This window comes from Enterobacter sp. SLBN-59, from assembly GCF_024807915.1.
In the GTDB taxonomy this organism is placed as follows: domain Bacteria; phylum Pseudomonadota; class Gammaproteobacteria; order Enterobacterales; family Enterobacteriaceae; genus Enterobacter; species Enterobacter asburiae_B.
In genome coordinates this window covers 4,232,288-4,256,470 of record NZ_JANUFI010000001.1, presented here as the reverse complement: position 1 = coordinate 4,256,470, position 24,183 = coordinate 4,232,288, and the positions used below count along the sequence as shown (strand labels likewise).

Sequence of the window (24,183 nt, the reverse complement as noted above, 5' to 3'; positions counted from 1 at the left end):
AGAATTCACGTCATGACAGACGCCGTAAAAATTTATCACAACCCTCGCTGCTCCAAGAGCCGCGATACCCTGAGTCTGCTGAAGTCTAACGGCGTTGAGCCGGAAGTGGTGCTGTACCTCGACACCCCACCTGACGCGCAAACCCTCCGCCAGCTGCTGCACATGCTGGGAATGGGCAGTGCAAGAGAGCTGATGCGTCAGAAAGAAGATCTGTATAAGTCGCTTAACCTGGATGACAGCCGTCTCACCGAGGCTGAGCTGATCCAGGCGATGGTTGAAAATCCAAAGCTGATTGAGCGCCCGATAGTAGTGGCGAACGGCCAGGCGCGCATTGGACGCCCGCCGGAAGACGTGCTCGAGATCCTCTAGTCCTTATGCCGCAGCGCTTCCAGAAAGGCCTGCGGCGTACTCTCTCCCAGCTTTTTCTGCGCTTTTCCCCGGTTGTAAAATTCGCACAGCTGGATCAACAGCTCGCCTGCCGGTTCACTGTTCAGACGTGGGATGATTTCACATAGCGGTAGATCAACCTGAACGGCGCGGTATTGCTGTGGATGCGCTGTCACGTTGATATTACGCTCCTCAAGCTTCACCTCGAAACCAAAAGTCTCAACAGATTGAATATCAGCCGGACAGGCTTCCAGAGCGTCATTCGCCCAGTGGGCCAGCAGCTGCGGAGAAATGCCCGCGTACAGCCGGGCGTAGCACCAGCCGCTCACGGGTTCACGCGCCCACAGCAGATGCTGTTCCCCGCCATCGTCCATATGCAGCGACAGAGGCTGATGATGTAACAGGAGTTTTTGCGGCACGATACCTGCCTTCAGCGCCTTTTTTCCCTGCAACGTCGCGCCCTTCTGCTTTATCGAAGCCGGTTTGAGGTAGCGGTTCAGGGTCGCGCGGGACACGGCGATCCCGAGTCCGCTATTGACCATCTGCAGCAGGTCGTCCAGCGGGGCGCCAGTGATATCCCGCAGGGCATTGACCAGCGCAACCTGCTCCTGTCTCAATGCTTTGTGTATCACTTTTGGCATCGTGTGATTATCCGAAACCTGCTCGCGGTTGCGCCAGCGCCTGACGGTAGTGACCGAAATACCCAGCTCGGTAGCCAGCTCCCTGTCGCTTTTATCTGACTGCTGTAGATAGCGACGGATGCGCGGCGTCGTGGTGGCATTAGCATGCAGTTTAATTTCCATCGCAGAATCCTTAAAACCAATCTCATGAGATTTATACTACACCAGCGATTGCTTTGTGACCGATTTCACCTTTCGCTCGCCGCGCTTCACTGATAATCCCCAGACATAACACAAACAACACCCCTCAATCTTGTACGGAGTTCACAATGAACAATGTTCTGGGATTTCTTGAAGCAAAACTGATGCCGCTGGCGGCCAAAACGGCCCAGCAGCGTCACCTCGGGGCCATTCGCGGCGCCTACGTGTCATTCATGCCGTTTATCATCGTCGGCTCTATTCTGCTGGTGATCTCGTCGTTCCCGAATCAAGCCTATCAGCAGTTTATGTCTCAGGCCTTTGGTGAGAGCTGGAGCGCCATTATTGAAATCCCGTTCAACGCGGTGTTCTCCACCATGTCGCTGTTCATCAGCTTCCTGGTGGCCTTCCGCCTGGCGGAACACTACGGTGAAGACCGCATCTCCTGCGGTATCCTGGCGCTGGTCGCCTTTCTCATCCTGACGCCCTTTATCAAAGTGGCGGAAAACGGCGGTATTACCGTCATTCCGGTGGAGTGGATTGGCAGCAAAGGGCTGTTCGTGGCGATGATCGGTTCCCTGCTGTGGACGGAGCTGTTCTGCTGGCTCAAGCGCAAAAAACTGGTGATCAAAATGCCGGACGGCGTGCCTCCGGCGGTGCAGGAGTCGTTCGCCGCGCTGATCCCGGCCCTGCTGGTGATGATTCTGGTGCTCGGTATCCGCATCGTGTTTGAAAACACCCACTACAACACCATCCACCAGTTTATTTACGAAGTGGTTGCCACGCCGGTGCGCCACTACGGCACCTCTTACTTTGGCGCGCTGATGACGGTGTTCAGCATCACCATTCTGTGGTCAGTGGGCATTAACTCCGGCTCGATGATCAACGGCATCATTCGCCCGCTGTGGATGGAGAACCAGACCGACAACATCGCCGCGATTCAGGCAGGCACGACGCCGCCGCACATTATCACCGAACAGTTTTTTGACATGATCTGGATGGGCGGCGCGGGGGCCACGCTGTCGCTGGTGATTGCGATGCTGATTTTCGCCCGCAGCAAAAACATGCGTGAAGTGGCGCGCCTCGGCGCCGGGGCATCGGTGTTTAACATCAACGAACCGATCCTGTTTGGCCTGCCGGTGATTATGAACCCGATAATGCTTATCCCGTTCAACCTGGTGCCGCTGGTGCTGGTCACCGTGCAGTATGCGGCGATGAAGATTGGCGCGGTTGCCGTCACCACCGGGGTGTTTATTCCCTGGACGCTGCCGCCGGTTATCAGCGGCTTTATCGTTACCGGACACCTGAGCGGCAGCGTCATGCAGCTTATCAACCTGCTGATTGGCGCCATGCTGTACCTGCCTTTTATGCGTATCGTGGACAAACAGTACCGCGCGGCGGAAATGTCCACCGTTACGCAAACCGACACTACCCTTGCAAAACAGGAGTAAAGCATGTGGGGAATTATCGCGACCTGGAGAATGGCGCTTGAAGGCGTTACGGAGTCTGCGTCTGCGCTGGCTGCGGGTAAACCGGTCTTTGCAGCGGTTGTGGATGCCGTCGCCGCCGTCGAAGACTTTCCGTTTTATAAATCCGTCGGCTACGGCGGGCTGCCCACCGAAAATGGCGAAGTGGAGCTGGACGCCGCCTACATGGACGGCGATACGCTGGCGTTTGGTGCCGTGGGCAACCTGGTGGATATCGCCAACCCGGTGCGCGTGGCGCATGCGTTAAGCCGCCAGCGCTACAACAGCCTGCTGGTCGGCCAGGGCGCGCGGGAATGGGCGCTGAGCCAGGGCTTTGCCGACAAAACTATGCTCACTGACCGCGCCATGCAGCACTACCGCAAACGCTGCCGCGAAACGCTGGATAAGGGCTTAAGCCCTTACGACGGGCATGACACCGTCGGCATTATCGGCCTTGATAAACAAGGGTCAATGAGCGTCGCCACCTCCACCAGCGGCCTGTTCATGAAAAAACGCGGTCGACTCGGGGATTCACCCATTATTGGTTCCGGCTTTTACTGCGACAGTGAAACCGGCGCGGCCACCGCAACGGGCGTCGGTGAAGATCTGATGAAAGGCTGCACCAGCTACGAAATTGTCCGCCGCATGGCGCAGGGTATGACGCCCCAGCAGGCGGCGGATTCGGTGGTGTTCGAGCTGGAAGATAAGCTGATGTCGCGCTTTGGCCGCGCGGGCGATCTTTCCGTGGTGTGCATGAACAACAGGGGCGAATTCGGGGCCGCCACCAACATCAAAACCTTCTCGTTTGTGGTGGCGACGGCTCGCCAGCCCCTCACCGTTTTTCGTACCGAACGCCTGCGGGAGAAAACGCATTATTACGCCGTAGACGATGAATGGATGCAGGCCTACGCCGCGCGGATCCGCGCGCCGATTGAGGAGTCATGATGATCACGTATCAGTTTATCACCGCGCTTTCTGACGCGGCTCCGCAAAGCCATTTGATTGCGTCCGCCTCCTGTACGCATTTGCCCGAAACGGCGCTTGTCGCGGAAATGCGCGAGTCTGCCAGCATCGCTGACACCCGCTTTGGCTGCGCCCCGTTTGCCCGGATCACTCTGCTGCCGGAAGCCCTCTGGCAGGATAGCCTGACCGAAGGATTGCTGACGGCGCTGCGCCCGCTGCTGGCCTCGCCCGTCAGCCCCGAGCTGATACTGGACGTTACCGATATCGACGATGTGGTGCTGGCGCAGGTGCTGCGTTTTCTCTTTAATCAGGCGCACAGGCTAAGCGACCTGAAGCTGAAGAAAACGGATGAATCGGCGGTACGCCTTACGCACATCTCCGCCCTCTGCCTGCCGGAACAGCAGGCAAAACTGGAGGGTGTCTTCCGCCAGCAGCAGGCCATCGCCCGCGGCATGGTCGCGGCGCGACGTCTGGCGGATACCCCGTCCGACCGCTGCACGCCGCAGTTTGTAGTGGAAGAGGCGCAAAGGCTCTGTGCCGCCTTCCCCGCCCTGCGCTGCGAAGTGCTGAACGAAAAGGCTATTGCTGAGCAGGGTCTGGGGCTGCTGCACGCCGTTGGCAAAGGGGCGACCTGTCCGCCGCGCCTGCTGGCGATCCATTATGACGGCGTCAACGACGGCCCGGTGCGCTGCTATGTGGGAAAAGGCATTACCTTCGATACCGGCGGCCTGTGGCTGAAGGAAGGCGCGGGCATGTACACCATGAAATACGACATGTGCGGTGCGGCTAACGTGCTGGGCCTGATGCTGACCGTGGCAGAGCTGGCGCTGCCCGTGCGCATCATGGGCGTGCTGGCGCTGGCGGAAAACGCCATCGGCCCGGACGCCATGCAGCCCGGAACGGTGGCGACGGCCTGCAACGGCACCACGGTTGAAATCAACAACACCGATGCCGAAGGCCGGCTGGTGCTGGCGGACGCCATCGCCTGGGCCAGCCAGCGCCATCCGCAGGCGCGCTATATTATTGATATGGCGACCTTAACCGGTGCGGTCGTCAAAGCGCTTGGGTATGAATTGAGCGGATTAATGACGCAGGATGAACCGCTACGTGCGGCGCTAACGCTGGCGGGTAAGCAGAGTGGCGATGAAGTGTGGTCCCTGCCGCTGGATGCGCGGCTGAAAAAACAGACCGACAGCGCCATTGCCGATCTGTGCAACACGCCGACCAACAATGCGGCAATCAGCGCGTCGGCGGCGTGGCTGCTGCACCACTTTTGCCCGCCGACCATTCCGTGGGCGCATCTGGATATCAGCGGTACGGCGCTGTGGCGAGAGAGCGGAAGGAGCGTGGCATCGGGAAGACCGATCCCGATGCTGGTGGAACACCTGATGGGAGATCTTTAGCCGGGTGGCGGCTACGCCTTACCCGGCCTACAAAGGGCGGCAGGTTTTCGTAGGCCCGGTAAGGCGCAGCCGCCACCGGGCGAACAAACTCAAAGCTTGAGAATATCTTTCACAAACGGAATGGTCAGCTTGCGCTGGGCGGTAATGGAGGCGCGATCGAGCTGATCGAGCGTGTCAAACAGCGTGCGCATTTCGCGATCCAGTCGTTTAAGCAGGAAACGCCCCACGTCCTCCGGCAGCTCAAACCCGCGCTGCTTTGCGCGCAGCTGTAACGCCTGAAGCTTATCTTCATCCGACAGCGGCTGGAGCTTGTAGATTTGCCCCCAGTCCAGACGAGATGCCAGATCCGGCAGCCCCAGATTGAGCTGTCTCGGCGGACGATCGCCGGTGATCAGCAGCCGGGTTTTGCCCGACTCCAGAATGCGGTTGTAGAGGTTAAAGATCGCCATTTCCCACGGCTCGTCCCCCGCCACGCATTCGATATTATCGATGCAGACCAGCGAGAGATGTTCCATTCCCTCCAGCACCTCAGGCACGAACCAGGTGCGTTTATCCAGCGGCACGTAGCCTACCGCATCACCGCGCGCCGAAAGCTCCGCGCAGGCGGCATGCAGCAGATGGCTGCGCCCCGCGCCTTCGCGTGACCAGATATAGATGTATCCGCTGTGATCCTGGCGCAGCACGTTTTGCAGTGCAGCCAGTAAAGAGGGGTTATCACCCGGCCAGAAACTCGCGAAAGTTTCGTCGTCAGGGAGATAGAGTGGCAGAGAGAGCTGTGCCGGTCCGTTCAGAAATACCTCAACCAGAGATCCTACGTAAAATCGGAATGGAGTTTAACACGGAACCTGCAAGGAGAGAACCGGGCGATCCCTCGCCCGACTTTTCGATCAATGTGGTGCTTTTTCGCTGTCGTCCGCGTCGAGAATTTCTTCTTCCGGGCGGATGACCGAGATCAGCTTGAAGATCAGGCTCAGGCCCACGCCGACGATGGTCGCCAGCGCCATGCCCTTCAGCTCGGCCGCACCAATGTGCACCTTCGCGCCGCTCACGCCGATGATCAGGATAACGGAGGTCAGGATCAGGTTTTGCGCCTTGCTGTAATCCACTTTGGATTCAATCAGCACGCGAATACCGGAGGCGCCGATCACGCCGTACAGCAGCAGAGAAACGCCGCCCATTACCGGCACCGGAATGATCTGAATCGCTGCCGCCAGTTTACCGACGCAGGAGAGCAGAATGGCGATGATCGCCGCGCCGCCGATAACCCAGGTACTGTAGACGCGGGTAATCGCCATCACGCCGATGTTCTCACCGTAGGTGGTGTTTGGCGTCGAGCCGAAGAAACCGGAGATGATGGTGGAGAAACCGTTCGCAAACATGGAGCGGTGCAGACCCGGGTCGCGGATTAAATCGCGCTTAACGATGTTCGCCGTCACCACCAGGTGGCCGACGTGCTCCGCAATCACCACCAGCGCCGCAGGCAGAATGGTGAAAATAGCAAACCATTCAAAGCGTGGCGTATAGAAGGTTGGCAGCGCAAACCAGTGGGCCTGAGCGATCGGGGTGGTGTCCACCACGCCCATCGCGAAGGAGAGCGCATAGCCCGCCAGCACGCCGATCAGGATAGGGATAATCGCCATGAAGCCGCGGAACAGCACGGAGCCAAACACCGTCACGCCCAGCGTTACCAGCGAGATGATAATGGTTTTGGAATCCGGTGACTGGCCGTCAGCAGGCAGCAGACCGGCCATATTCGCCGCGACGCCCGCCAGCTCAAGACCGATGACGGCAACGATGGCGCCCATCGCCGCAGGGGGGAACATCACGTCCAGCCAGCCGGTACCGGCTTTCTTCACAATGAAGGACACCACGCAGAACAGGACGCCACACATGATAAAGCCGCCCAGCGCGACTTCATAACCCAGCGGCAGCAGCAGTAACACCGGCGAGATAAAGGCGAAGCTCGACCCGAGATACGCCGGGATTTTGCCTTTACAGATAAAGAGGTACAGCAGCGTACCGATGCCGTTGAACAGCAGCACGGTGGCCGGGTTAATGTGGAACAGGATTGGCACCAGCACGGTTGCGCCAAACATGGCGAACAGGTGCTGCAAACTAAGCGGGATAGTCTGTAAAAGCGGCGGTCTTTCACTCACCCCGATAGCACGGCGCGTCATAGTGTTTTCCTCTGTGTAGTATTGTTGGTGTTTTATTCAAAAAAAAGCCGACTATCAAAGTCGGCTTATTTATCGTTATTCGATTATTTCGTACCAAAGATCTTATCGCCGGCATCGCCGAGCCCCGGGATGATGTACCCGTGCTCGTTCAGGCCCTGGTCGATAGAGGCGGTATACAGCTCAACGTCCGGGTGCGCTTTTTCCAGCGCCGCGATCCCTTCCGGAGCGGCAACCAGTACCAGCACCTTAATGCTGTTACAGCCCGCGTTTTTCAGCAGGTCGATGGTGGCGATCATTGAGCCACCGGTCGCGAGCATTGGGTCAACCACCAGCGCCATACGCTCGTCGATGTTAGAGACCAGCTTCTGGAAGTAAGGAACCGGCTCAAGGGTTTCTTCGTTACGGTAGATCCCGACCACGCTGATACGCGCGCTTGGCACGTGCTCCAGCACGCCTTCCATCATGCCGAGACCGGCACGCAGAATTGGCACCACGGTAATTTTCTTACCTTTGATCTGCTCAACCTGCACCGGGCCGTTCCAGCCTTCGATGGTGACTTTTTCTGTTTCCAGATCAGAGGTCGCTTCGTAGGTCAGCAGGCTGCCGACTTCAGATGCCAGTTCGCGAAAACGCTTCGTGCTGATGTCATGCTCACGCATCAGGCCCAACTTGTGTTTAACGAGTGGGTGTTTCACTTCCACAATCTTCATTCTCTTTCTCCTCTGAGGTGGCGTCCGCAAAAAAATCGCGGGATTATACCGCTTTTTTCGGATTAGGCCATACCCATGTTGCTTGACGTATATCAAGCAAAGTGATTTAGAGACAAAAAAACCGGAGGCGAGACTCCGGCTTGGGTGCGGGGTTCTGCCCGGTGGCACTGCGCTTACGCGGCCTACGTGTAGTGTAGGTCGGGTAAGCGTTAGCGCCACCCGACAATTACAGGTTCTCGCCGTTGCTCGCAATCACCTGCTTATACCAGTCGAACGATTTCTTTTTACTGCGGTTCAGCGTGCCGTTCCCTTCATTGTCTTTATCCACAAAGATAAAGCCGTAGCGTTTTTTCATTTCGCCCGTACCGGCAGACACCAGGTCGATGCAGCCCCACGGGGTGTAGCCCATCAGCTCCACGCCATCTTCCACCACCGCTTTTTTCATCTCGCGGATATGGGCGGCCAGATAATCAATACGGTACTGGTCGTTCACCGTGCCGTCGCTCTCCTGCACGTCGATCGCGCCAAAGCCGTTCTCAACGATAAACAGCGGCAGCTGGTAGTGATCCCAGAACCAGTTCAGAGAGTAGCGCAGCCCGACCGGGTCAATCTGCCAGCCCCAGTCGGATTTCTGCACGTACGGGTTAGAGACCAGGCTCTTGCTTTCGTCGTAATCCAGCTGCGGGTTGTCCGCCGTCGCTTTGGTGGCGAAGGACATGTAGTAGCTGAAGCCGATGTAATCGACGCAGCCCTGCTTCAGCGCGGCTTTATCTTCTTCGGTGATATCCAGCGCGAAACCGCGACGTTCGAAGTAGTTGAGCAGGTGCTGCGGGTACTTGCCGCGCACGTGCACGTCGGTGAACCAGTAGCGGCGGTGCATGGCGTTCATCGCCATCATCATATCGTCCGGCGCGCAGGTCAGCGGGTAGATAGGACACATGGCAATCATGCAGCCAATCTGCAGCGACGGGTTAATCTCTCGCCCCGCCTTCACCGCCAGGGCGCTGGCCACCAGCTCATAGTGCGCCGCCTGGAACATCACCGGCTCGCGGTCTTCACCCGGCGCGTACTTCAGCCCGGAGTTCGTGAACGGCGCAAAGTCTTCGTGGAAGTTAGCCTGGTTGTTGATCTCGTTGAAGGTCATCCAGTACTTCACCTTATGCTGGTAGCGCTGGAACACCACTTTTGCAAAACGAACGAAGAAGTCGATCAGCTTACGGTTGCGCCAGCCGCCGTATTCCGTAACCAGATGGAAAGGCATCTCGAAGTGAGACAGGGTGATAACCGGCTCGATGCCGTACTTCAGGCACTCGTCGAACAGATCGTCATAGAATTTCAGGCCAGCCTCGTTAGGCTCAAGCTCGTCGCCTTTCGGGAAGATCCGCGTCCAGGCAATAGAGGTGCGGAAGCATTTGAACCCCATCTCGGCAAAGAGTCTGATGTCTTCTTTATAGCGGTGGTAGAAATCAATGGCTTCATGGTTAGGATAATTTTTCCCCTCCAGCACGCCGTTGGTGATTTCACGCGGCACGCCGTGCGCCCCCGCGGTCATCACATCGGCGACGCTCACGCCCTTGCCGCCCTCTTTCCAGCCGCCTTCCAGCTGGTGCGCCGCAACGGCCCCGCCCCACAGAAAACCTGCTTTAAATCCCGACATTCGCTTTCCCTCATTCTGCGTTATTTTCTGCAAAAACAATTACAGAAACCGGTTTCATTTCGATGATGTGCAAAGGGCGTAGCTGTTGCAAGCAGTTCTCAGAAACCGGTTTCATTTTCGTGAACAGAGTCAAGTTTGGCTGCATTCACGAGGTACACAGAAAAAAAGATCCCCACGTCCAGAATAGGCTCGCAAACGTTTGCCTGGACTGTTAGAATTGCGCCGATTTTTCTTACTAGCTATGCAATCGCGTGGGGATTTAAGCCGTGACCAACAAAACTTCTCTCAGCTACAAAGATGCCGGTGTTGATATTGACGCAGGTAATGCGCTGGTTGACCGAATCAAAGGTGTGGTGAAAAAAACCCGCCGCCCGGAAGTGATGGGTGGTCTGGGTGGCTTCGGCGCACTGTGCGCGCTGCCGCAAAAATATCGTGAACCTGTTCTGGTCTCGGGTACTGACGGTGTAGGCACTAAACTGCGCCTGGCGATGGATTTAAAACGTCACGACACGATCGGTATCGATCTGGTCGCGATGTGCGTGAATGACCTGGTGGTACAGGGCGCAGAGCCGCTGTTCTTCCTCGATTACTACGCGACCGGCAAACTGGACGTGGATACCGCTGCCAGCGTGATTAACGGTATCGCCGAAGGCTGTCTGCAGTCCGGCTGTGCGCTGGTCGGTGGTGAAACCGCAGAAATGCCGGGCATGTATCACGGCGAAGATTATGACGTCGCGGGCTTCTGCGTCGGCGTAGTAGAAAAATCAGAAATTATCGACGGCAGCAAAGTGGCCGATGGCGATGTGCTGATCGCGCTCGCCTCCAGCGGCCCGCACTCCAACGGCTACTCCCTGGTGCGTAAAATCCTCGAAGTGAGCGGCTGTGACCCGCTGACCACCGAGCTGGACGGTAAACCGCTGGCTGACCATCTGCTGGCGCCGACCCGCATCTACGTGAAAAACGTGCTTGAGCTTATCGAGAACGTCGACGTTCACGCTATCGCTCACCTGACCGGCGGCGGCTTCTGGGAAAACATCCCGCGCGTCCTGCCGGATAACACCCAGGCGGTGATCGACGAATCCTCATGGCAGTGGCCGGCCGTATTTAACTGGCTGCAGACCGCAGGCAACGTGAGCTCTCACGAAATGTACCGCACCTTTAACTGCGGCGTGGGCATGGTTATCGCCCTGCCGGCAAGCGAAGCGGATAAAGCGGTTAAGCTGCTGACTGAAAAAGGTGAAAACGCGTGGAAAATCGGTACGATTAAAGCTTCCGATTCCGAACAGCGTGTGGTCATTGAATGAAAAACATCGTGGTGCTCATTTCCGGCAACGGAAGCAATTTGCAGGCCATCATAGACGCCTGCAAGCAGAAGAAAATCAATGGCACCATTCGGGCAGTTTTCAGCAACAAGGCCGACGCGTTCGGCCTTGAGCGCGCGCGGGAAGCGAACATTCCCGCGCACGCGCTGGAAGCCAGCCAGTTCGCCGGGCGTGAAGCCTTTGACCGCGAGCTGGTGCATGAGATTGATGCCTACGCGCCGGACGTGGTCGTGCTGGCGGGCTATATGCGTATTCTGAGCCCGGCCTTCGTCGAACACTTCGCTGGTCGTCTGCTGAATATCCACCCTTCCCTGCTGCCGAAATATCCCGGCCTGCACACCCATCGTCAGGTTCTGGAAAACGGCGATGAGGAGCACGGCACCTCCGTGCATTTCGTTACCGACGAGCTGGACGGCGGTCCGGTGATCCTGCAGGCCAAAGTTCCGGTCTTTGACGGCGATAGCGAAGAAGACGTGACCGAACGCGTGCAGACCCAGGAACACGCCATTTACCCGCTGGTGGTCAGCTGGTTTGTCGACGGGCGTCTCGAGATGCGCGACGGCGCAGCCTGGCTGGACGGCGTGAAGTTACCCCCGCAGGGTTATGCGGCGGAAGAGTAGGTTGTTACGTCGGGTGGCGCTGCTGCGCTTACCCGACCTGTTCATTGCATTACCCGATATTCCCTTCTCCAACCTTCTAAAATCCCCAACAAAAAAAATAACTGTCATACTTTTCTGGCACTGTTGGACATATCGTGGAAATGCTCGCCATAATAAGGACGAGACGGATTTACCACGTCCTGTGATTGAACTGGAGTGTGAGCTGTAATGGGTCAGGAAAAGTTATATATCGAGAAAGAGCTAAGCTGGTTAGCATTCAACGAACGTGTACTCCAGGAAGCGGCAGACAAAAGTAACCCGCTAATCGAGCGCATGCGTTTTTTGGGCATTTATTCCAACAACCTGGATGAGTTCTACAAGGTTCGCTTTGCCGAGCTGAAAAGACGCATCATCATCAGCGAAGAACAGGGCTTAAACTCGCACTCGCGGCATCTGCTGGGCAAAATCCAGTCCCGCGTGCTGAAAGCCGATCAGGAATTTGACGGCCTGTATAACGAACTGCTGCTGGAGATGGCGCGCAATCAAATCTTCCTGATTAACGAACGCCAGCTTTCCGTTAACCAACAAAACTGGCTGCGCCACTACTTCAAACACTATCTGCGCCAGCACATTACCCCGATTCTGATCAACCGCGAAACCGATCTGGTTCAGTTCCTGAAGGATGATTACACCTACCTGGCGGTGGAAATTATTCGCGGTGAGTCTATCCGTTACGCGCTGCTGGAGATCCCGTCCGACAAGGTGCCGCGCTTTGTGAACCTGCCGCCGGAAACCCCGCGCAGACGCAAGCCGATGATCCTGCTCGATAACATCCTGCGCTACTGCCTGGACGACATCTTCAAAGGCTTCTTCGATTACGATGCGTTAAACGCCTACTCGATGAAGATGACCCGTGACGCCGAATATGACCTGGTGCACGAGATGGAAGCCAGCCTGATGGAGCTGATGTCCTCCAGCCTGAAACAGCGCCTGACGGCCGAACCGGTACGTTTTGTCTATCAGCGCGATATGCCGGACGCCATGGTGGAAATGCTGCGCGAAAAGCTGACCATTTCGCGCTATGACTCCATCGTACCGGGCGGTCGTTACCACAACTTTAAAGACTTTATTGGCTTCCCGAACGTCGGCAAAGCCAATCTGGTGAACAAGCCGCTGCCGCGCCTGCGCCATCTGTGGTTCGATAAATTCCGCAACGGATTCGACGCCATCCGCGAACGCGATGTGCTGCTCTACTATCCGTACCACACCTTCGAGCACGTGCTGGAGCTGCTGCGTCAGGCCTCGTTCGATCCGAGCGTGCTGGCGATCAAAATCAACATCTACCGCGTGGCAAAAGATTCCCGCATCATCGACGCGATGATCCACGCGGCGCACAACGCCAAAAAGGTCACCGTGGTGGTTGAGCTGCAGGCGCGCTTCGACGAAGAGGCCAACATCCACTGGGCGCGCCGTCTGACGGAAGCCGGTGTGCACGTCATCTTCTCCGCGCCGGGGCTGAAAATTCACGCCAAGCTGTTCCTGATTTCCCGTAAAGAGGGCGACGATGTAGTGCGTTATGCCCACATCGGTACCGGGAACTTTAACGAGAAAACGGCGCGAATTTATACCGACTACTCGCTCTTAACCGCCGACGCCCGCATCACTAACGAAGTGCGCCGGGTCTTTAACTTTATCGAAAACCCGTACCGTCCGGTGAGCTTTGACTATCTGCTGGTCTCGCCGCAGAACTCGCGCCGCCTGCTGTACGATATGATCGATAAAGAGATCGCCAATGCCCAGAAAGGGCTGTCGTCCGGCATCACGCTGAAGCTTAACAACCTTGTCGACAAAGGGCTGGTGGACAGGCTGTATGCAGCGTCCAGCTCCGGCGTGCCGGTTAACCTGCTGATCCGCGGCATGTGCTCGCTGATCCCGGAACTGGAAGGCATCAGCGACAATATTCGTGTGATCAGCATCGTTGACCGTTACCTGGAACACGATCGGATCTATATTTTTGATAATGCGGGTGATAAACAGGTCTATCTCTCTTCGGCAGACTGGATGACGCGCAATATTGACTACCGTATTGAAGTCGCGGCACCGCTGCTGGATCCGCGTCTGAAGCAGCAGATCCTCGACATCATCGAGATTCTGTTCAGCGATACCGTGAAAGCACGCTATATCGACAAAGAACTCAGTAACCGCTATGTACCGCGCGGCAACCGCCGCAAAGTGCGGTCGCAACTGGCGATTTACGACTATATCAAATCACTCGAGCAACCCGATTAACCTATGCCGATAAATGATAAGACCCCACGCCCGCAGGAATTCGCCGCGGTCGACCTTGGCTCTAACAGTTTCCACATGGTCATCGCCCGTGAGGTGGATGGCGCGCTGCAGATCATCGGTCGTCTGAAGCAGCGCGTACACCTGGCGGATGGTCTTGATGAACGCAGCATGCTCAGCGAAGAGGCGATGGAGCGCGGGTTAAACTGCCTGTCGCTGTTTGCTGAACGCCTGCAGGGCTTCTCGCCTTCCAGCGTGTGCATCGTGGGCACCCACACCCTGCGCCAGGCCCTGAACGCCCCGGAGTTCCTCAAGCGGGCCGAAAAAGTGATCCCCTACCCGATTGAGATCATCTCCGGTAACGAGGAAGCACGTCTGATTTTCATGGGCGTTGAGCACACCCAGCCGGAAAAAGGGCGCAAGCTGGTTATCGATATCGGCGGTGGCTCAACGGAGCTGGTGATCGGCGAAGACTTTGAGCCGCGCCTGGTGGAAAGCCGCCGTATGGGCTGCGTCAGCTTCGCGCAGATGTATTTCCCGGGCGGCACCATCACCCGCGAGAACTTCCAGCGCGCGCGTATGGCGGCTGTCCAGAAGCTGGAAAATCTGGCCTGGCAGTACCGTATTCAGGGCTGGAACGTGGCGCTGGGCGCGTCGGGCACCATCAAGGCGGCGCATGAAGTGCTGCTGGCGATGGGTGAAAAAGACGGGTTTATTACGCCCGAACGCCTGACGTTGCTGACCGAAGAAGTGCTGAAGCATAAAAGTTTTGACGCCTTAAGCCTGCCGGGTCTTTCCGACGAGCGTAAAGCGGTATTCGTGCCGGGGCTGGCTATTCTCTGCGGCGTGTTTGATGCCCTCGCCATAAAAGAGCTGCGCCTGTCGGACGGCGCGCTGCGTGAAGGCGTGCTGTATGAGATGGAAGGCCGCTTCCGCCATCAGGATATTCGCAGCCGCACCGCGCAAAGTCTCGCCAATCAGTACAACATCGACCGTGAACAGGCGAAGCGCGTGCTGGACACCACGGTGCAGATGTACGAACAGTGGCAGGAGCAGAATCCGAAGCTCGCGCACCCGCAGCTTGCCGCGCTGTTGAAATGGGCTGCGATGCTGCACGAGGTGGGGCTGAACATCAACCACAGCGGGATGCACCGCCATTCGGCCTACATTCTGCAAAACAGCGATCTGCCTGGCTTCAACCAGGAGCAGCAAACCATGATGGCGACCCTGGTGCGTTATCACCGCAAGGCCATCAAGCTCGACGACCTGCCGCGCTTTACGCTGTTCAAGAAAAAACAGTTCCTGCCGCTTATTCAACTGCTGCGTCTGGGCGTGCTGCTCAATAACCAGCGTCAGGCCACCACCACGCCGCCTACGCTGAAGCTTAAAACCGACGACCACCACTGGACGCTGAGCTTCCCGCACGACTGGTTCAGCCAGAACGCGCTGGTCCTGCTGGACCTGGAAAAAGAGCAGCAGTACTGGGAAGCGGTCACCGGCTGGCTGCTCAAAATTGAAGAAGAGAGCGCCGACGTCGCCGCGTAACGGCTCAGGCGTCCGCGATGGACGCCTCTGCTTCCAGCAGTGACTCAAGCGGTGCCGGTCTGCCAATCAGATAACCCTGCACATAATCGATGCCTAGCGCCTGAACCGCGCTACGTATCTCTTCGCTTTCGACATACTCCGCTACCACCAGCATCTTTTTCATGCGCGCCAGATGGCAGATAGACGCCACAATCTGATAATCCAGGCTGTTGTTGACGATATTGCGAATAAAGCTGCCGTCAATCTTGAGAATATCCGCGTCCACGCTTTTCAGCCGCGCATAGCTCGCATAGCCGGTGCCAAAATCATCAATTGCAATACGTACCCCCATTTTCTGCAGCTGCCGGAGGATGTGTAGCGCCTGCTCCGCATTGCAAAAGGTGCTGCACTCCGTCACTTCAAAGATCAGTTGCCACGGCTCAATGGCGTATTTCGCCAGCAGGCGACTCACCTCAAGCGGAAACTGCACCCGACACACGGTCGACGGGGCAAGATTAATGGCAAAGCGCTGGCCGGGCAGTCTTTCGCGATGCGCGGCCAGGAAGCGCAGGGTGTGCTCGAGCACCCACAAATCTACCCGCGAAGAGAGACCAAACTCCTGCGCGACGGGCAGGAACTGGTCGGGGGAAATCAATAGCCCGTTGATATCCGGCATTCGGAGCAGGACTTCGTGATAGCAATCGCCACGCATGCCGCAAACGGGTTGAACCAGCAGGGCGAATTCGTCGTTATCGAGCGCCTTTTGAAGGCGGCTCATCATCGCAACTTTATCCTTCAGGCTGCGCTGCAAATGGACGGCCCCACGCTGCTGAAGGTTTTCCGGATGGTTGGAGGAGAGCGACAGGTCGGCAACCACGCCCAGCTCGCCCAGCACCAGATAAAGATGGTTAACCGGGGACCGGACATAGCAATAGCTCACGCCCACCTGCGGCTGCAGCGGCATGCCGTCCCAGACAAAGCGGAACTGCTTGATGTGCTCGTCCAGGGCCTCAATCCGCTGCTGGTGCGATTCCGCGTTAAGCCGTACCGACAGGTCATACCCGGTCAGGTGATACACCAGCTCATTGGGCTGGAGAATGCCACTCACCCACTGCGCTAGCTGCTGCTTGTACTGAATCCGCAGCAACACGCCGTAATTTCGGCCCAAAATTTCCAGCTCCGGAATGCGCAGCAGGCAGAGCGCCGACCACGGGTTTTTCGCCAGATCGCGCGACAGCGCCCGCAGATTAGGCATATGGACGACCGGGTCGAGCAGCGCCAGCCTGCGGGAGCGTTTGTTCGCCGCGCGCTGCCGGGTCGCCAGCATCGACATATAAATCACCACGAACGAGAAGACCAGGTAACTGGAAGAGGTGATCGCCAGCTGAATGTCATACCCCGGGTTCACCGGGATATAGCGGTAAAAATAGTGAATAGACACCAGCAGTATCGGCGTCCAGATAAGCGAAATCAGCTTATAGCCAAAACGCATCGCGCCCCAGAGCATCACCGGCATCAGCAGGGAAAGGGTGTAGTTGGTGGTGAAAATGGAGCTGTTCTCATTCATCGGAAGCAGCAGCAGCGAAAGCAGTCCGCCAAGCGCGATAGCCCACACCAACAACTCAACGACCGTCACCTTTTTGTCTATCTCGGAACGGATCTGCGAGAGAAGGCTTTTGATATAGCGCGGATGTCGAAGCAGGCGGATCAGCAAATAGCTCAGCGGCACGCCCGTTAGCCCGCTGACCAGCAGCGTCTGATAGTTGATGAGCGTGCGAATATTGAGGGGATTTAATCCCGCAAGGCTCTGACGGCTCTCATACACGCCTAAATACACCGCAAACTGGAACAGCACCAGAAATAGCGTCGCGGGGCAGAACGCCTGCCAGAAGATGCGCTGCGCCATCAGCCGCACGTCGCCGTATGCGGTCATATTCCGTCTGGGCGCAAACACCCGGTAGCCACCCCAGCTGAGCACTAAAGGGACGACAAAATGGAGGATCCCCGCGACGGTTTCAAACATACCGACCGACGGGTAATAGCGGATAAACAGCGACAATACGATCCCGGGCAGCGCTTCCAGGCCAAAGAACATCATCAGCGAAAGCAAAAATGAGAGGGGTAAATAATAGAGTGCCGCAATGCCGTCGCCCAGCTGCGTGAACGTATTCGCGATGCTCAGCACGGGAAGTAAAACCACCGGCAAAATAAGCGGCAATGCCCACCAGCGGTTTTCATTTTTTTTCAGGAAAGCCAGAATGTTCATAGATGCCCGGTTAAACCCCTTTCGCTCCAGAGGGAAAATAAAGACAGGCATCCAACCTGACGTACGCGCCGCCCGGCGGCGTGCGGGGCGAACAGTATGGAGGAAGGATTTTAAATAACAGGGCCGGGAAGCCGTTGACTTAAATCAAACTACTTTACGCAAATAACTTTTCGCGGCGTTTTTTTGAAATTATTTTCTTCATATTATCAATATGGTAAATGCATTAATTAATTTCAATAACATTAATCAATGTAAACATTGACGGTTATTTACACACAGCAGAATTGACCCCGCCTTCCCGCTGTGCCTTAATATCCTTGTCGCCCAAAAGGGCTTATCCAGGAAAAACAGAGTGAGTCAGGTCACGCGTATGCGCAAACGACATCAATTTAATACCCGAATGACCCGCATCATACTGCTCATCAGCTTCCTGTTTTTCTTTGGCCGCTTCGTTTACTCTTCAATTGGCGCCTGGTACCACCATCAGGACAAAACCCAGTCGCAGCAATCCAGCCTGACCGTCGACACCGCTGACCGCTAAACAGCCGTAGGATGTTGCACGAGCCGAATAATGGCTGCGATCCCTTTGCTGAGGATTTTATCCTGCCGCATTACCACCGCCAGCTGCCGCTGCAGCATGGGCGTAAGCGACATCACGCATAGCCCTTCGCGATCGGCATCCTGTTCGACCGCCATTCGCGGCACAATACTGTAGCCCAGACCCGCACGAACCATGCGTTTGATCGCCTCGATGCTGCCAAGCTGCATCACCGGTGCGATCGCTAATCCATTCGCCGCAAACCAGCCATCGATCAGCGCCCGGGTACCGCTGCCTGATTCAAAGGCAATCAGCGGCTGAGCGTGCAGCGCCTCCGGGGTAAAATCCCTGAACGCATCCTGCTGCTCCCGCGACGCGATAAAAACAAACTCTTCGTCCATTACCGGCATGACGTCCAGCGCTCTGCCGTTCACCGGCAGCGTCACCAGCCCCATATCGAGCCGGTTCTCTTCGATGGCCCTGACGATGTCGAGGGTGTTGCCCGTCGTCACCCCCACGCTCAGGAGCGGATAGTCTCGACGCAGCTTCTCCAGCAGCGGCGGCAGAAGATGGATGCAGGCCGTTGCCCCCGTGCCAAGCGTAATGGTGCCGCTCACATCGTGGCTGAATGCGCTCACGGACCGGATGGCGTCATCCACCGCCTGCTGAATACGCTCCCCATACGCCAGCAACGCCTGCCCGGCAGCCGTAGCCTTAATCCCTCGTCCGGTACGCTCCACCAGCCGCGTTTGCAGAAACTGCTCCAGCTGACGTATTTGCAGGCTGACGGCAGGCTGGGAAATACCCAGCGCATCCGCTGCCGCTGAAAAGCTGCCGCGCTGTATCACCAGACGAAAGGTGGCGAGATAGCCCAGATTAAGCGTTGTCATTCAAAGTTTCTCTTATACCGCGCATAAGGTTGCTGCCCTGCCAGCACAATAGCGCGCGAGTTATGCTCAGGACAACTGCATAACGGAATGAAAAACAATGGAAACACCCGCCCTGCCACGCCGCCTCGCCCTCACGGCGGGATGTAATCAGCTTATCAACTGGGGGATCTCGTTTTATATGCCCGGCACCTTTGCGCTGGCGATTTCAGCCGACCGGGGATGGTCATCACCGCAGATTTATCTCGGCCTGACGCTGGCGATGCTGGTGATGGCGGCGGTTTCTCCGTTTGTCGCCCGCCTGCTGGCACGCTTTAGCGGTCAGAAAGTGGTGATGAGCGGCACGTTGCTGATCGCCGCAAGCTGCGCTGGGATGGCGTATACCCAGACGCTTTTTGGCTGGTACTGCGCCTGGCTGATCGGCGGCGTAGGGATGCGCCTGTCGCTGTACGACGCGCTGTTCGCCGCGCTGGTGAACCTCTACGGGCAGCAGGCGCGAAGAACAATCTCACGCGTCACGCTGGCGGGCGGGCTGGCCTCCGCCGTTTTCTGGCCGCTGGGCGATGCTCTGCTTCAGGTCATGAGCTGGCAGGAGGCGCTGCGCGTCTACGCGCTCTTCGGCCTGCTGAGCGCGATGCTGATTCGAACGCTTCCCCGGCAGCGGCTGACGGTGACGACAAAGGTCACCGCGCCGCCGCTGAACAACGAGCGGCGTAACGCCTGGCTTTATGCCGCCTTCATTGCCCTCATCACCTTTGTCTCTAACGGCACCTCCACCCATCTGCCGGAGTTTATTGCCCACTTCGGCCTGCCGGTCGCCATCGGCATGCTGTGGGGGATCGGCCAGACGGGCGCCCGCTCGCTGGAAGTGCTGGCGGGTGCCCGCTTAACCCCCTTCAAACTGACGCTTTTTACCGCGCTCGCCATGCCGCTCTGCTTTCTTCTGGGGATGAGCAGCGCCCTGTTTGCGTGGTGTGCGGCCGGGTTTGTGCTGGGCTACGGCGCCATCAACGGGCTGGTCACCATCGTAAAAGCCACCCTGCCGCTGGAGCTGTTTAGCACCGAAAGCTATGCCCGCCGCACGGGGATGCTGCTTATCCCAGGCCAGCTGATGGCGGCAGCCTCACCGTTTGCCTATGCGTGGCTGAATAAAACGCTGGGGATCGCAGGTGCAATGTGGGTATCAACGGGATTGACGCTGGTGATTGCCGGGCTGGCGATAGCGATTGTGCGTCGTCCAGGCAGGCAAACTGTATCGCACTGTATCCAGAGCGCCACGCTGACAAACGGGTACAAAACGCCGCCTCCGGCAAATATCTCCGATACATAAAAATGGTTTTCTTTCCCTGTCGTCATTCACAACCGATAAGGAGAGAACCCATGATTCTTCGCTTTGCACTTTTCCCCCTGCTAGTCCTGGCCTCTGTAGCCCATGCCCGGACCATGCCGCTGGATAACCTGAGCGCCGCGGACGTTAACGGCCCCGCCGCCGTTGCGCCGCTGGCGCAGCCGCAGCCGCCCGCCAGGCTGATAGTCGATCCGCCGCTTGCCGGGCCGCTGAGCAAAGGCGCGGTGTTTATCCAGTACCGTGCCGAAAACCTGCGCATCGAGCCGGTATTCGGCCCCGATGCGCTCAAGGTCACCCCGCGCATCGGTCACATTCACGTGGTGGTGGATGACGCGCCGTGGCACTGGGCTGACGCCAGCGGAGAGCCGGTGATCCTGGTGGGTCTGCCCGCCGGTAAACACAAGGTGACCATTATTCTGGCCGACCCGACGCACAAGCCGCTCGACCACAAAACCGTTGAATTCACCGTCCCGCCCCACGCGGCGGTCCACCACTTTTAAGGAGTCTGAAGATGAAAGCACCGTCTGTAGTGGCGGCAGGCCTGCTGGCGCTTTCCGCCAGCGCCTTTGCGCAGAGTAAAACCAGCGTCGTGCTGGTGCACGGCGCGTTTGCCGACGGCAGCAGCTGGAATAAGGTGATTACCCTGTTGCAGAAGCAGCACGCCGAGGTCATTGCCGTCCAGCTCCCGCTCACGTCGCTTAAGGATGACGTTGCGGCCACGCGGCGGGCCATCGCCCGCGCCCAGGGTAACGTGGTGCTGGTGGGCCACTCCTGGGGCGGCACCGTGATTAGCGAGGCGGGCAACGATGCGCGGGTAAAATCGCTGGTGTATGTGGCGGCGTTCGCGCCGGATTCCGGCCAGTCGACGGCGGATCTGGCAGGAAGCTATCCTGCCCCGCCGGGCAGCGCGGGCATTGCTAAAACGGCGGACGGCTATTTATACCTGCCGACAGGAGCCGTCAGAAAGGACTTCGCGCCTGACGTGAAGCCAGCCATTCAAGATACGATTGCGGCCACGCAGGGGCCGATTAAGGCCGAGGCGTTTGGTGAAAAGATCGCCCACGCGGCGTGGCATGACAAACCGAGCTGGTATGTGGTCAGCAGAAATGACCGAATGATCAACCCCGATCTTGAACGGGCGATGGCGAAGACGATCCATGCGAAAACCGCCGAGGTGGCGGCAAGCCACGTGTCGATGGTGAGCCAGCCGCAAATCGTTGCCCGGACGATTGAGCAGGCGATAAGCGGTAATTAACCGGAGTGACTCATTCGATCTTCTGCACTTGCGTATCCACCGGCAGCAGCGCAGTGCCGTCACTCGCTGCTGGCGCCATAAAGGGAACCGGCCTGCCCGTTCGCCTGTCGACCAGCAGCGAGTGACGCTCGCCCTGTGAAAACAGATTTTGCTCTCCCCACTGACGCAGCGCCACGATCACGGGGAAAAGACGTTCGCCTTTGTCGGTCAGAACATATTCCTGATAAGCCGTGCCGTCCGATGCTCCCTGTAACGTCAGGATTTCTGCCTCAACCAGCTTGCGAAGCCGGTCAGAAAGGATGTTGCGCGCCACCCCAAGGCTGCGCTGAAAATCCCCGAAGCGCGTCATGCCGTCAAACGCATTACGCACAATGAGAAGCGACCAGCGATCCCCGAGCAGGTCAACGCTGCGGGCAACGGGACAATATTCCTCTTTTACCGTATTTCGGGACATCACCTGTTTTCCTCGCAAAGGCCACCCTATAACTAGTTGCATTTTAAAACTGCATAGCCTAGCATTCAACCAGTTTCATTTTAAAACCAGGTTATCACAGGCGAGGATTTTGAACATGTCACTGACGTCAGCCCTTCCTTCAGCCGGCATGCCGCGCAGCATGGTCTGGCTGTTCGCCACCGCCAGCGGCCTAAGCGTGGCAAACGTATATTACGCCCAGCCTTTGCTTGACGCGCTGGCGAACGATTTCGGCATCAGCCATGCGGCCGTGGGGGGCGTGGTGACCGCGACACAAATTGGCTGCGCGCTGGCTCTTTTGCTCGTCGTTCCTCTGGGTGACAAAGTGGATCGTCGACGACTCATGGCAGTACAGCTGATTGCTCTGGTGGTGGCGCTGGTTTCCGTCAGCATGGCACAGTCCTCTTCAGCGCTGCTTATCGGTATGCTTGCGACAGGTATGTTGGGCACGGCCATGACGCAGGGGCTGATCGCCTACGCCGCCAGCGCCGCGTCGCCCCATGAACAGGGACGCGTTGTCGGCGCGGCACAGGGCGGCGTGTTCACAGGTCTGCTGCTCGCGCGCGTCTTTGCCGGTGGCATCAGCGATATCGCGGGCTGGCGCGGGGTCTATCTTTGTGCTGCCGCGCTGATGCTCATGATTGCGTTACCGCTGTGGTGGCGACTCCCCGCCCTGCCAGCCGTCACTGCCACGATGAGCTATCCGCGGTTGATTGGCTCAATGCTCACGCTGCTGCGGCAGGAAAAAGTGCTGCAGATACGCGGCGTGCTGGCGCTGCTGATGTTTGCATCGTTCAACATTTTCTGGAGCGCGCTGGTGCTGCCGCTGAGCGCACCGCCGTTTAACTTTTCGCATACAGCGATTGGCGCGTTTGGACTGGCTGGCGCGGTGGGCGCGCTGGCGGCTGGCCGGGCAGGACGCTGGGCCGATCGGGGATATGCCCAACGCACCAGCGCGGCGGCGCTGAGTATCTTACTGTTAGCCTGGTGGCCCTTGTCGCTGATGGACCGTTCATTCGGGATCTTGCTTATCGGCATCATACTGCTCGACTTGGGCGGTCAGGCGCTGCACGTCACTAATCAGAGCATGATTTTCCGCACCCGTCCCGAGGCGCACAGCCGGCTGGTCGGGCTTTACATGCTGTTTTATGCCGTCGGCAGCGGGCTCGGCGCGCTCGGCACAACGATGACGTATGCCTGTGCCGGCTGGCCGGGCGTCTGCCTGCTTGGCGCCTCGGTCAGCCTGCTGGCGCTGGTGTTCTGGTGGCTAACCCGCGCTAGCCACCGCTGTCCGCGGGATAATCCCGATTAATCCACGCGTGGTCCTCTTCCCAGGTGAACATCCATTTGCGCACCGGGCCGGCCATCACGTTGAGGTAGTAGCTGTCATACCCGGCCATCGTCGCGACCGGGTGGTAGCCCTTCGGCACCATCACCACGTCACGGTTATAGACCGCCATACACTCATCCAGCGTTCTGTCATCGGTGTAGACGCGCTGCATGCAGAACCCCTGCTCCGGGTTGAGGCGATGGTAGTAGGTCTCCTCCAGATAGGTCTCCTGCGGCGGGTTATCCGCGTCGTGCTTGTGGCTCGGGTACGAGCTGGTGCAGCCCTCACTGGTCCACACCTCCACCACCAGCAGGCTGTCGGCGGGCCTGTCTTCCGGCAAAATATTATGCACGTAGCGCTGGTTATGACCTTTGCCGCGCGCTTCACCGTCGATATCCTGCGGCGCAATCAGCCGCGTCGGATACGTGCCTTTGCCCGGCGCGGCGCAGACCGCCAGCTCCAGCGTCGTCAGCGCCTTCACCTGCACCGTCTCCTGCGGGGTGACGTACACCGCCCACGGCTTAATGCGCTCGAAGGGGCTCATCCGCTCGCCGATATCGTTAAACTGCGCGGAAGGCGTGCTGATAGAGGCCCGCCCGGCGACCAGCACCAGGCAGCGCTCTTCGCTAACGGCGGGCAGCGTCAGCGTCTGCCCCTCCTGCAGCTCATACGCCTCAAAGCCGACGTAGCCCCACCCCGCGCTTTCCGGTGTAACACACTGGGTGCGCCCCTCCGCGTTCGGCTGTTGCCAGCGTGATAACAGACGTGACATGTT

The 24,183-nt window shown here is 58.0% G+C and carries 22 protein-coding genes; 13 read left to right on the top strand and 9 right to left on the bottom strand.

The genetic code is table 11. The annotated features are described in order from the left end of the window. Positions 1–12 precede the first annotated feature (12 nt). Entirely contained in the window at positions 13–369 is a 357-nt protein-coding gene (arsC, locus tag M2422_RS20295; protein ID WP_023308762.1) for an arsenate reductase (glutaredoxin), read from the top strand. Here the strand turns inward: arsC and M2422_RS20290 are convergent. Beyond that, a complete protein-coding gene (locus M2422_RS20290; RefSeq protein WP_064673737.1) occupies positions 366–1,190 on the bottom strand; it encodes a helix-turn-helix domain-containing protein in 825 nt (274 codons plus the stop codon). The genes arsC and M2422_RS20290 overlap by 4 nt on opposite strands. Before the next feature lie 146 nt (positions 1,191–1,336). On the opposite strand from M2422_RS20290, the gene celB reads away from it, so the two are divergent. From celB to M2422_RS20275, 3 genes are read left to right on the top strand one after another with little or no spacing between them, the layout of a single operon-like run. After that, positions 1,337–2,656: a PTS cellobiose transporter subunit IIC gene (gene celB, locus M2422_RS20285; protein WP_045355335.1), complete on the top strand. Its 1,320-nt coding sequence runs from the start codon at positions 1,337–1,339 to the stop codon at positions 2,654–2,656. A 3-nt stretch (positions 2,657–2,659) separates the two neighbouring features. Further along, positions 2,660–3,616, top strand: coding sequence for a N(4)-(beta-N-acetylglucosaminyl)-L-asparaginase (locus M2422_RS20280; protein ID WP_064673738.1), 957 nt, complete (start codon positions 2,660–2,662; stop codon positions 3,614–3,616). After that, on the top strand, positions 3,616–5,037 hold the full coding sequence (locus M2422_RS20275) for a M17 family metallopeptidase (RefSeq protein ID WP_064673739.1): 1,422 nt from the start codon (positions 3,616–3,618) through the stop codon (positions 5,035–5,037). The genes M2422_RS20280 and M2422_RS20275 overlap by 1 nt, the downstream gene beginning before the upstream one ends. Positions 5,038–5,126: 89 nt before the next feature. Here the strand turns inward: M2422_RS20275 and M2422_RS20270 are convergent, their stop codons facing one another. The 4 genes from M2422_RS20270 to M2422_RS20255 all read right to left on the bottom strand — a co-directional run bounded on the left by M2422_RS20270 (position 5,127) and on the right by M2422_RS20255 (position 9,581). Beyond that, a complete protein-coding gene (locus tag M2422_RS20270; protein WP_211438414.1) occupies positions 5,127–5,828 on the bottom strand; it encodes a DnaA inactivator Hda in 702 nt (233 codons plus the stop codon). Between the two features lie 96 nt (positions 5,829–5,924). Next, complete coding sequence (gene uraA / locus M2422_RS20265; RefSeq protein WP_029739962.1) at positions 5,925–7,214, bottom strand: uracil permease; 1,290 nt, start codon at positions 7,212–7,214, stop codon at positions 5,925–5,927. Between the two features lie 83 nt (positions 7,215–7,297). Next, entirely contained in the window at positions 7,298–7,924 is a 627-nt protein-coding gene (upp, locus tag M2422_RS20260) for a uracil phosphoribosyltransferase (RefSeq protein WP_023308769.1), read from the bottom strand. A 226-nt stretch (positions 7,925–8,150) separates the two neighbouring features. After that, positions 8,151–9,581 carry a 6-phospho-beta-glucosidase gene (locus M2422_RS20255; RefSeq protein WP_064673740.1) on the bottom strand — a complete coding sequence of 477 codons (1,431 nt, stop codon included), beginning with the start codon at positions 9,579–9,581 and terminating at the stop codon, positions 8,151–8,153. Positions 9,582–9,847: 266 nt separating this feature from the next. Here M2422_RS20255 and purM point away from each other — a divergent pair, with 266 nt between their 5' ends. The 4 genes from purM to ppx all read left to right on the top strand — a co-directional run bounded on the left by purM (position 9,848) and on the right by ppx (position 15,333). Next, the gene (gene purM / locus M2422_RS20250; RefSeq protein WP_008501643.1) at positions 9,848–10,885 is read left to right on the top strand and encodes a phosphoribosylformylglycinamidine cyclo-ligase; all 1,038 of its coding nucleotides are present in this window, start codon (positions 9,848–9,850) and stop codon (positions 10,883–10,885) included. Then, positions 10,882–11,523, top strand: coding sequence for a phosphoribosylglycinamide formyltransferase (purN, locus tag M2422_RS20245; RefSeq protein WP_023308771.1), 642 nt, complete (start codon positions 10,882–10,884; stop codon positions 11,521–11,523). The genes purM and purN overlap by 4 nt, the downstream gene beginning before the upstream one ends. 207 nt (positions 11,524–11,730) lie before the next feature. Continuing rightward, positions 11,731–13,791, top strand: a complete 2,061-nt coding sequence (gene ppk1, locus M2422_RS20240; RefSeq protein WP_033146179.1) for a polyphosphate kinase 1 — start codon at positions 11,731–11,733, stop codon at positions 13,789–13,791. A 3-nt stretch (positions 13,792–13,794) separates the two neighbouring features. Further along, positions 13,795–15,333 (top strand): exopolyphosphatase, encoded by a 1,539-nt coding sequence (gene ppx, locus M2422_RS20235; RefSeq protein ID WP_023308773.1) that lies wholly within the window; start codon positions 13,795–13,797, stop codon positions 15,331–15,333. A 4-nt stretch (positions 15,334–15,337) separates the two neighbouring features. Here ppx and M2422_RS20230 read toward each other — a convergent pair whose 3' ends face one another. Then, entirely contained in the window at positions 15,338–17,578 is a 2,241-nt protein-coding gene (locus M2422_RS20230) for an EAL domain-containing protein (RefSeq protein WP_064673741.1), read from the bottom strand. A gap of 352 nt (positions 17,579–17,930) precedes the next feature. Here M2422_RS20230 and M2422_RS20225 point away from each other — a divergent pair, with 352 nt between their 5' ends. Next, on the top strand, positions 17,931–18,119 hold the full coding sequence (locus M2422_RS20225; RefSeq protein WP_029739958.1) for a YfgG family protein: 189 nt from the start codon (positions 17,931–17,933) through the stop codon (positions 18,117–18,119). Here the strand turns inward: M2422_RS20225 and M2422_RS20220 are convergent. Then, positions 18,116–19,006: a LysR family transcriptional regulator gene (locus M2422_RS20220; protein ID WP_064673742.1), complete on the bottom strand. Its 891-nt coding sequence runs from the start codon at positions 19,004–19,006 to the stop codon at positions 18,116–18,118. The two genes, M2422_RS20225 and M2422_RS20220, sit on opposite strands and share 4 nt — an antisense overlap. 97 nt (positions 19,007–19,103) lie before the next feature. On the opposite strand from M2422_RS20220, the gene M2422_RS20215 reads away from it, so the two are divergent. Genes M2422_RS20215 through M2422_RS20205 form a run of 3 tightly spaced genes read left to right on the top strand, consistent with a single transcriptional unit; the run spans position 19,104 to position 21,606 of the window. Then, positions 19,104–20,333, top strand: a complete 1,230-nt coding sequence (locus M2422_RS20215) for an MFS transporter (RefSeq protein WP_064673743.1) — start codon at positions 19,104–19,106, stop codon at positions 20,331–20,333. 50 nt (positions 20,334–20,383) lie between these two features. Next, complete coding sequence (locus M2422_RS20210; protein ID WP_064673744.1) at positions 20,384–20,851, top strand: DUF6130 family protein; 468 nt, start codon at positions 20,384–20,386, stop codon at positions 20,849–20,851. A gap of 11 nt (positions 20,852–20,862) precedes the next feature. Continuing rightward, complete coding sequence (locus M2422_RS20205) at positions 20,863–21,606, top strand: alpha/beta fold hydrolase (protein WP_064673745.1); 744 nt, start codon at positions 20,863–20,865, stop codon at positions 21,604–21,606. Between the two features lie 10 nt (positions 21,607–21,616). On the opposite strand, the gene M2422_RS20200 is transcribed toward M2422_RS20205, so the two are convergent. Then, positions 21,617–22,060 (bottom strand): helix-turn-helix domain-containing protein, encoded by a 444-nt coding sequence (locus tag M2422_RS20200; protein ID WP_064673746.1) that lies wholly within the window; start codon positions 22,058–22,060, stop codon positions 21,617–21,619. A 115-nt stretch (positions 22,061–22,175) separates the two neighbouring features. Between M2422_RS20200 and M2422_RS20195 the strand changes: the two genes are divergently transcribed. Beyond that, the gene (locus tag M2422_RS20195) at positions 22,176–23,390 is read left to right on the top strand and encodes an MFS transporter (protein ID WP_064673747.1); all 1,215 of its coding nucleotides are present in this window, start codon (positions 22,176–22,178) and stop codon (positions 23,388–23,390) included. Here the strand turns inward: M2422_RS20195 and iolB are convergent. Next, entirely contained in the window at positions 23,356–24,180 is an 825-nt protein-coding gene (gene iolB, locus M2422_RS20190) for a 5-deoxy-glucuronate isomerase (protein ID WP_064673748.1), read from the bottom strand. The two genes, M2422_RS20195 and iolB, sit on opposite strands and share 35 nt — an antisense overlap. Positions 24,181–24,183: the final 3 nt, after the last annotated feature.

Coding starts and splice junctions, on each gene's coding strand:
- M2422_RS20195 (WP_064673747.1), top strand. CDS start 22,176: ATGTCACTGACGTCAGCCCTTCCTTCAGCCGGCATGCCGCGCAGCATG.
- M2422_RS20290 (WP_064673737.1), bottom strand. CDS start 1,190: ATGGAAATTAAACTGCATGCTAATGCCACCACGACGCCGCGCATCCGT.
- purN (WP_023308771.1), top strand. CDS start 10,882: ATGAAAAACATCGTGGTGCTCATTTCCGGCAACGGAAGCAATTTGCAG.
- uraA (WP_029739962.1), bottom strand. CDS start 7,214: ATGACGCGCCGTGCTATCGGGGTGAGTGAAAGACCGCCGCTTTTACAG.
- ppk1 (WP_033146179.1), top strand. CDS start 11,731: ATGGGTCAGGAAAAGTTATATATCGAGAAAGAGCTAAGCTGGTTAGCA.
- M2422_RS20255 (WP_064673740.1), bottom strand. CDS start 9,581: ATGTCGGGATTTAAAGCAGGTTTTCTGTGGGGCGGGGCCGTTGCGGCG.
- M2422_RS20210 (WP_064673744.1), top strand. CDS start 20,384: ATGATTCTTCGCTTTGCACTTTTCCCCCTGCTAGTCCTGGCCTCTGTA.
- ppx (WP_023308773.1), top strand. CDS start 13,795: ATGCCGATAAATGATAAGACCCCACGCCCGCAGGAATTCGCCGCGGTC.
- M2422_RS20215 (WP_064673743.1), top strand. CDS start 19,104: ATGGAAACACCCGCCCTGCCACGCCGCCTCGCCCTCACGGCGGGATGT.
- celB (WP_045355335.1), top strand. CDS start 1,337: ATGAACAATGTTCTGGGATTTCTTGAAGCAAAACTGATGCCGCTGGCG.
- M2422_RS20280 (WP_064673738.1), top strand. CDS start 2,660: ATGTGGGGAATTATCGCGACCTGGAGAATGGCGCTTGAAGGCGTTACG.
- M2422_RS20230 (WP_064673741.1), bottom strand. CDS start 17,578: ATGAACATTCTGGCTTTCCTGAAAAAAAATGAAAACCGCTGGTGGGCA.
- M2422_RS20220 (WP_064673742.1), bottom strand. CDS start 19,006: ATGACAACGCTTAATCTGGGCTATCTCGCCACCTTTCGTCTGGTGATA.
- upp (WP_023308769.1), bottom strand. CDS start 7,924: ATGAAGATTGTGGAAGTGAAACACCCACTCGTTAAACACAAGTTGGGC.
- M2422_RS20200 (WP_064673746.1), bottom strand. CDS start 22,060: ATGTCCCGAAATACGGTAAAAGAGGAATATTGTCCCGTTGCCCGCAGC.
- arsC (WP_023308762.1), top strand. CDS start 13: ATGACAGACGCCGTAAAAATTTATCACAACCCTCGCTGCTCCAAGAGC.
- iolB (WP_064673748.1), bottom strand. CDS start 24,180: ATGTCACGTCTGTTATCACGCTGGCAACAGCCGAACGCGGAGGGGCGC.
- M2422_RS20205 (WP_064673745.1), top strand. CDS start 20,863: ATGAAAGCACCGTCTGTAGTGGCGGCAGGCCTGCTGGCGCTTTCCGCC.
- M2422_RS20275 (WP_064673739.1), top strand. CDS start 3,616: ATGATCACGTATCAGTTTATCACCGCGCTTTCTGACGCGGCTCCGCAA.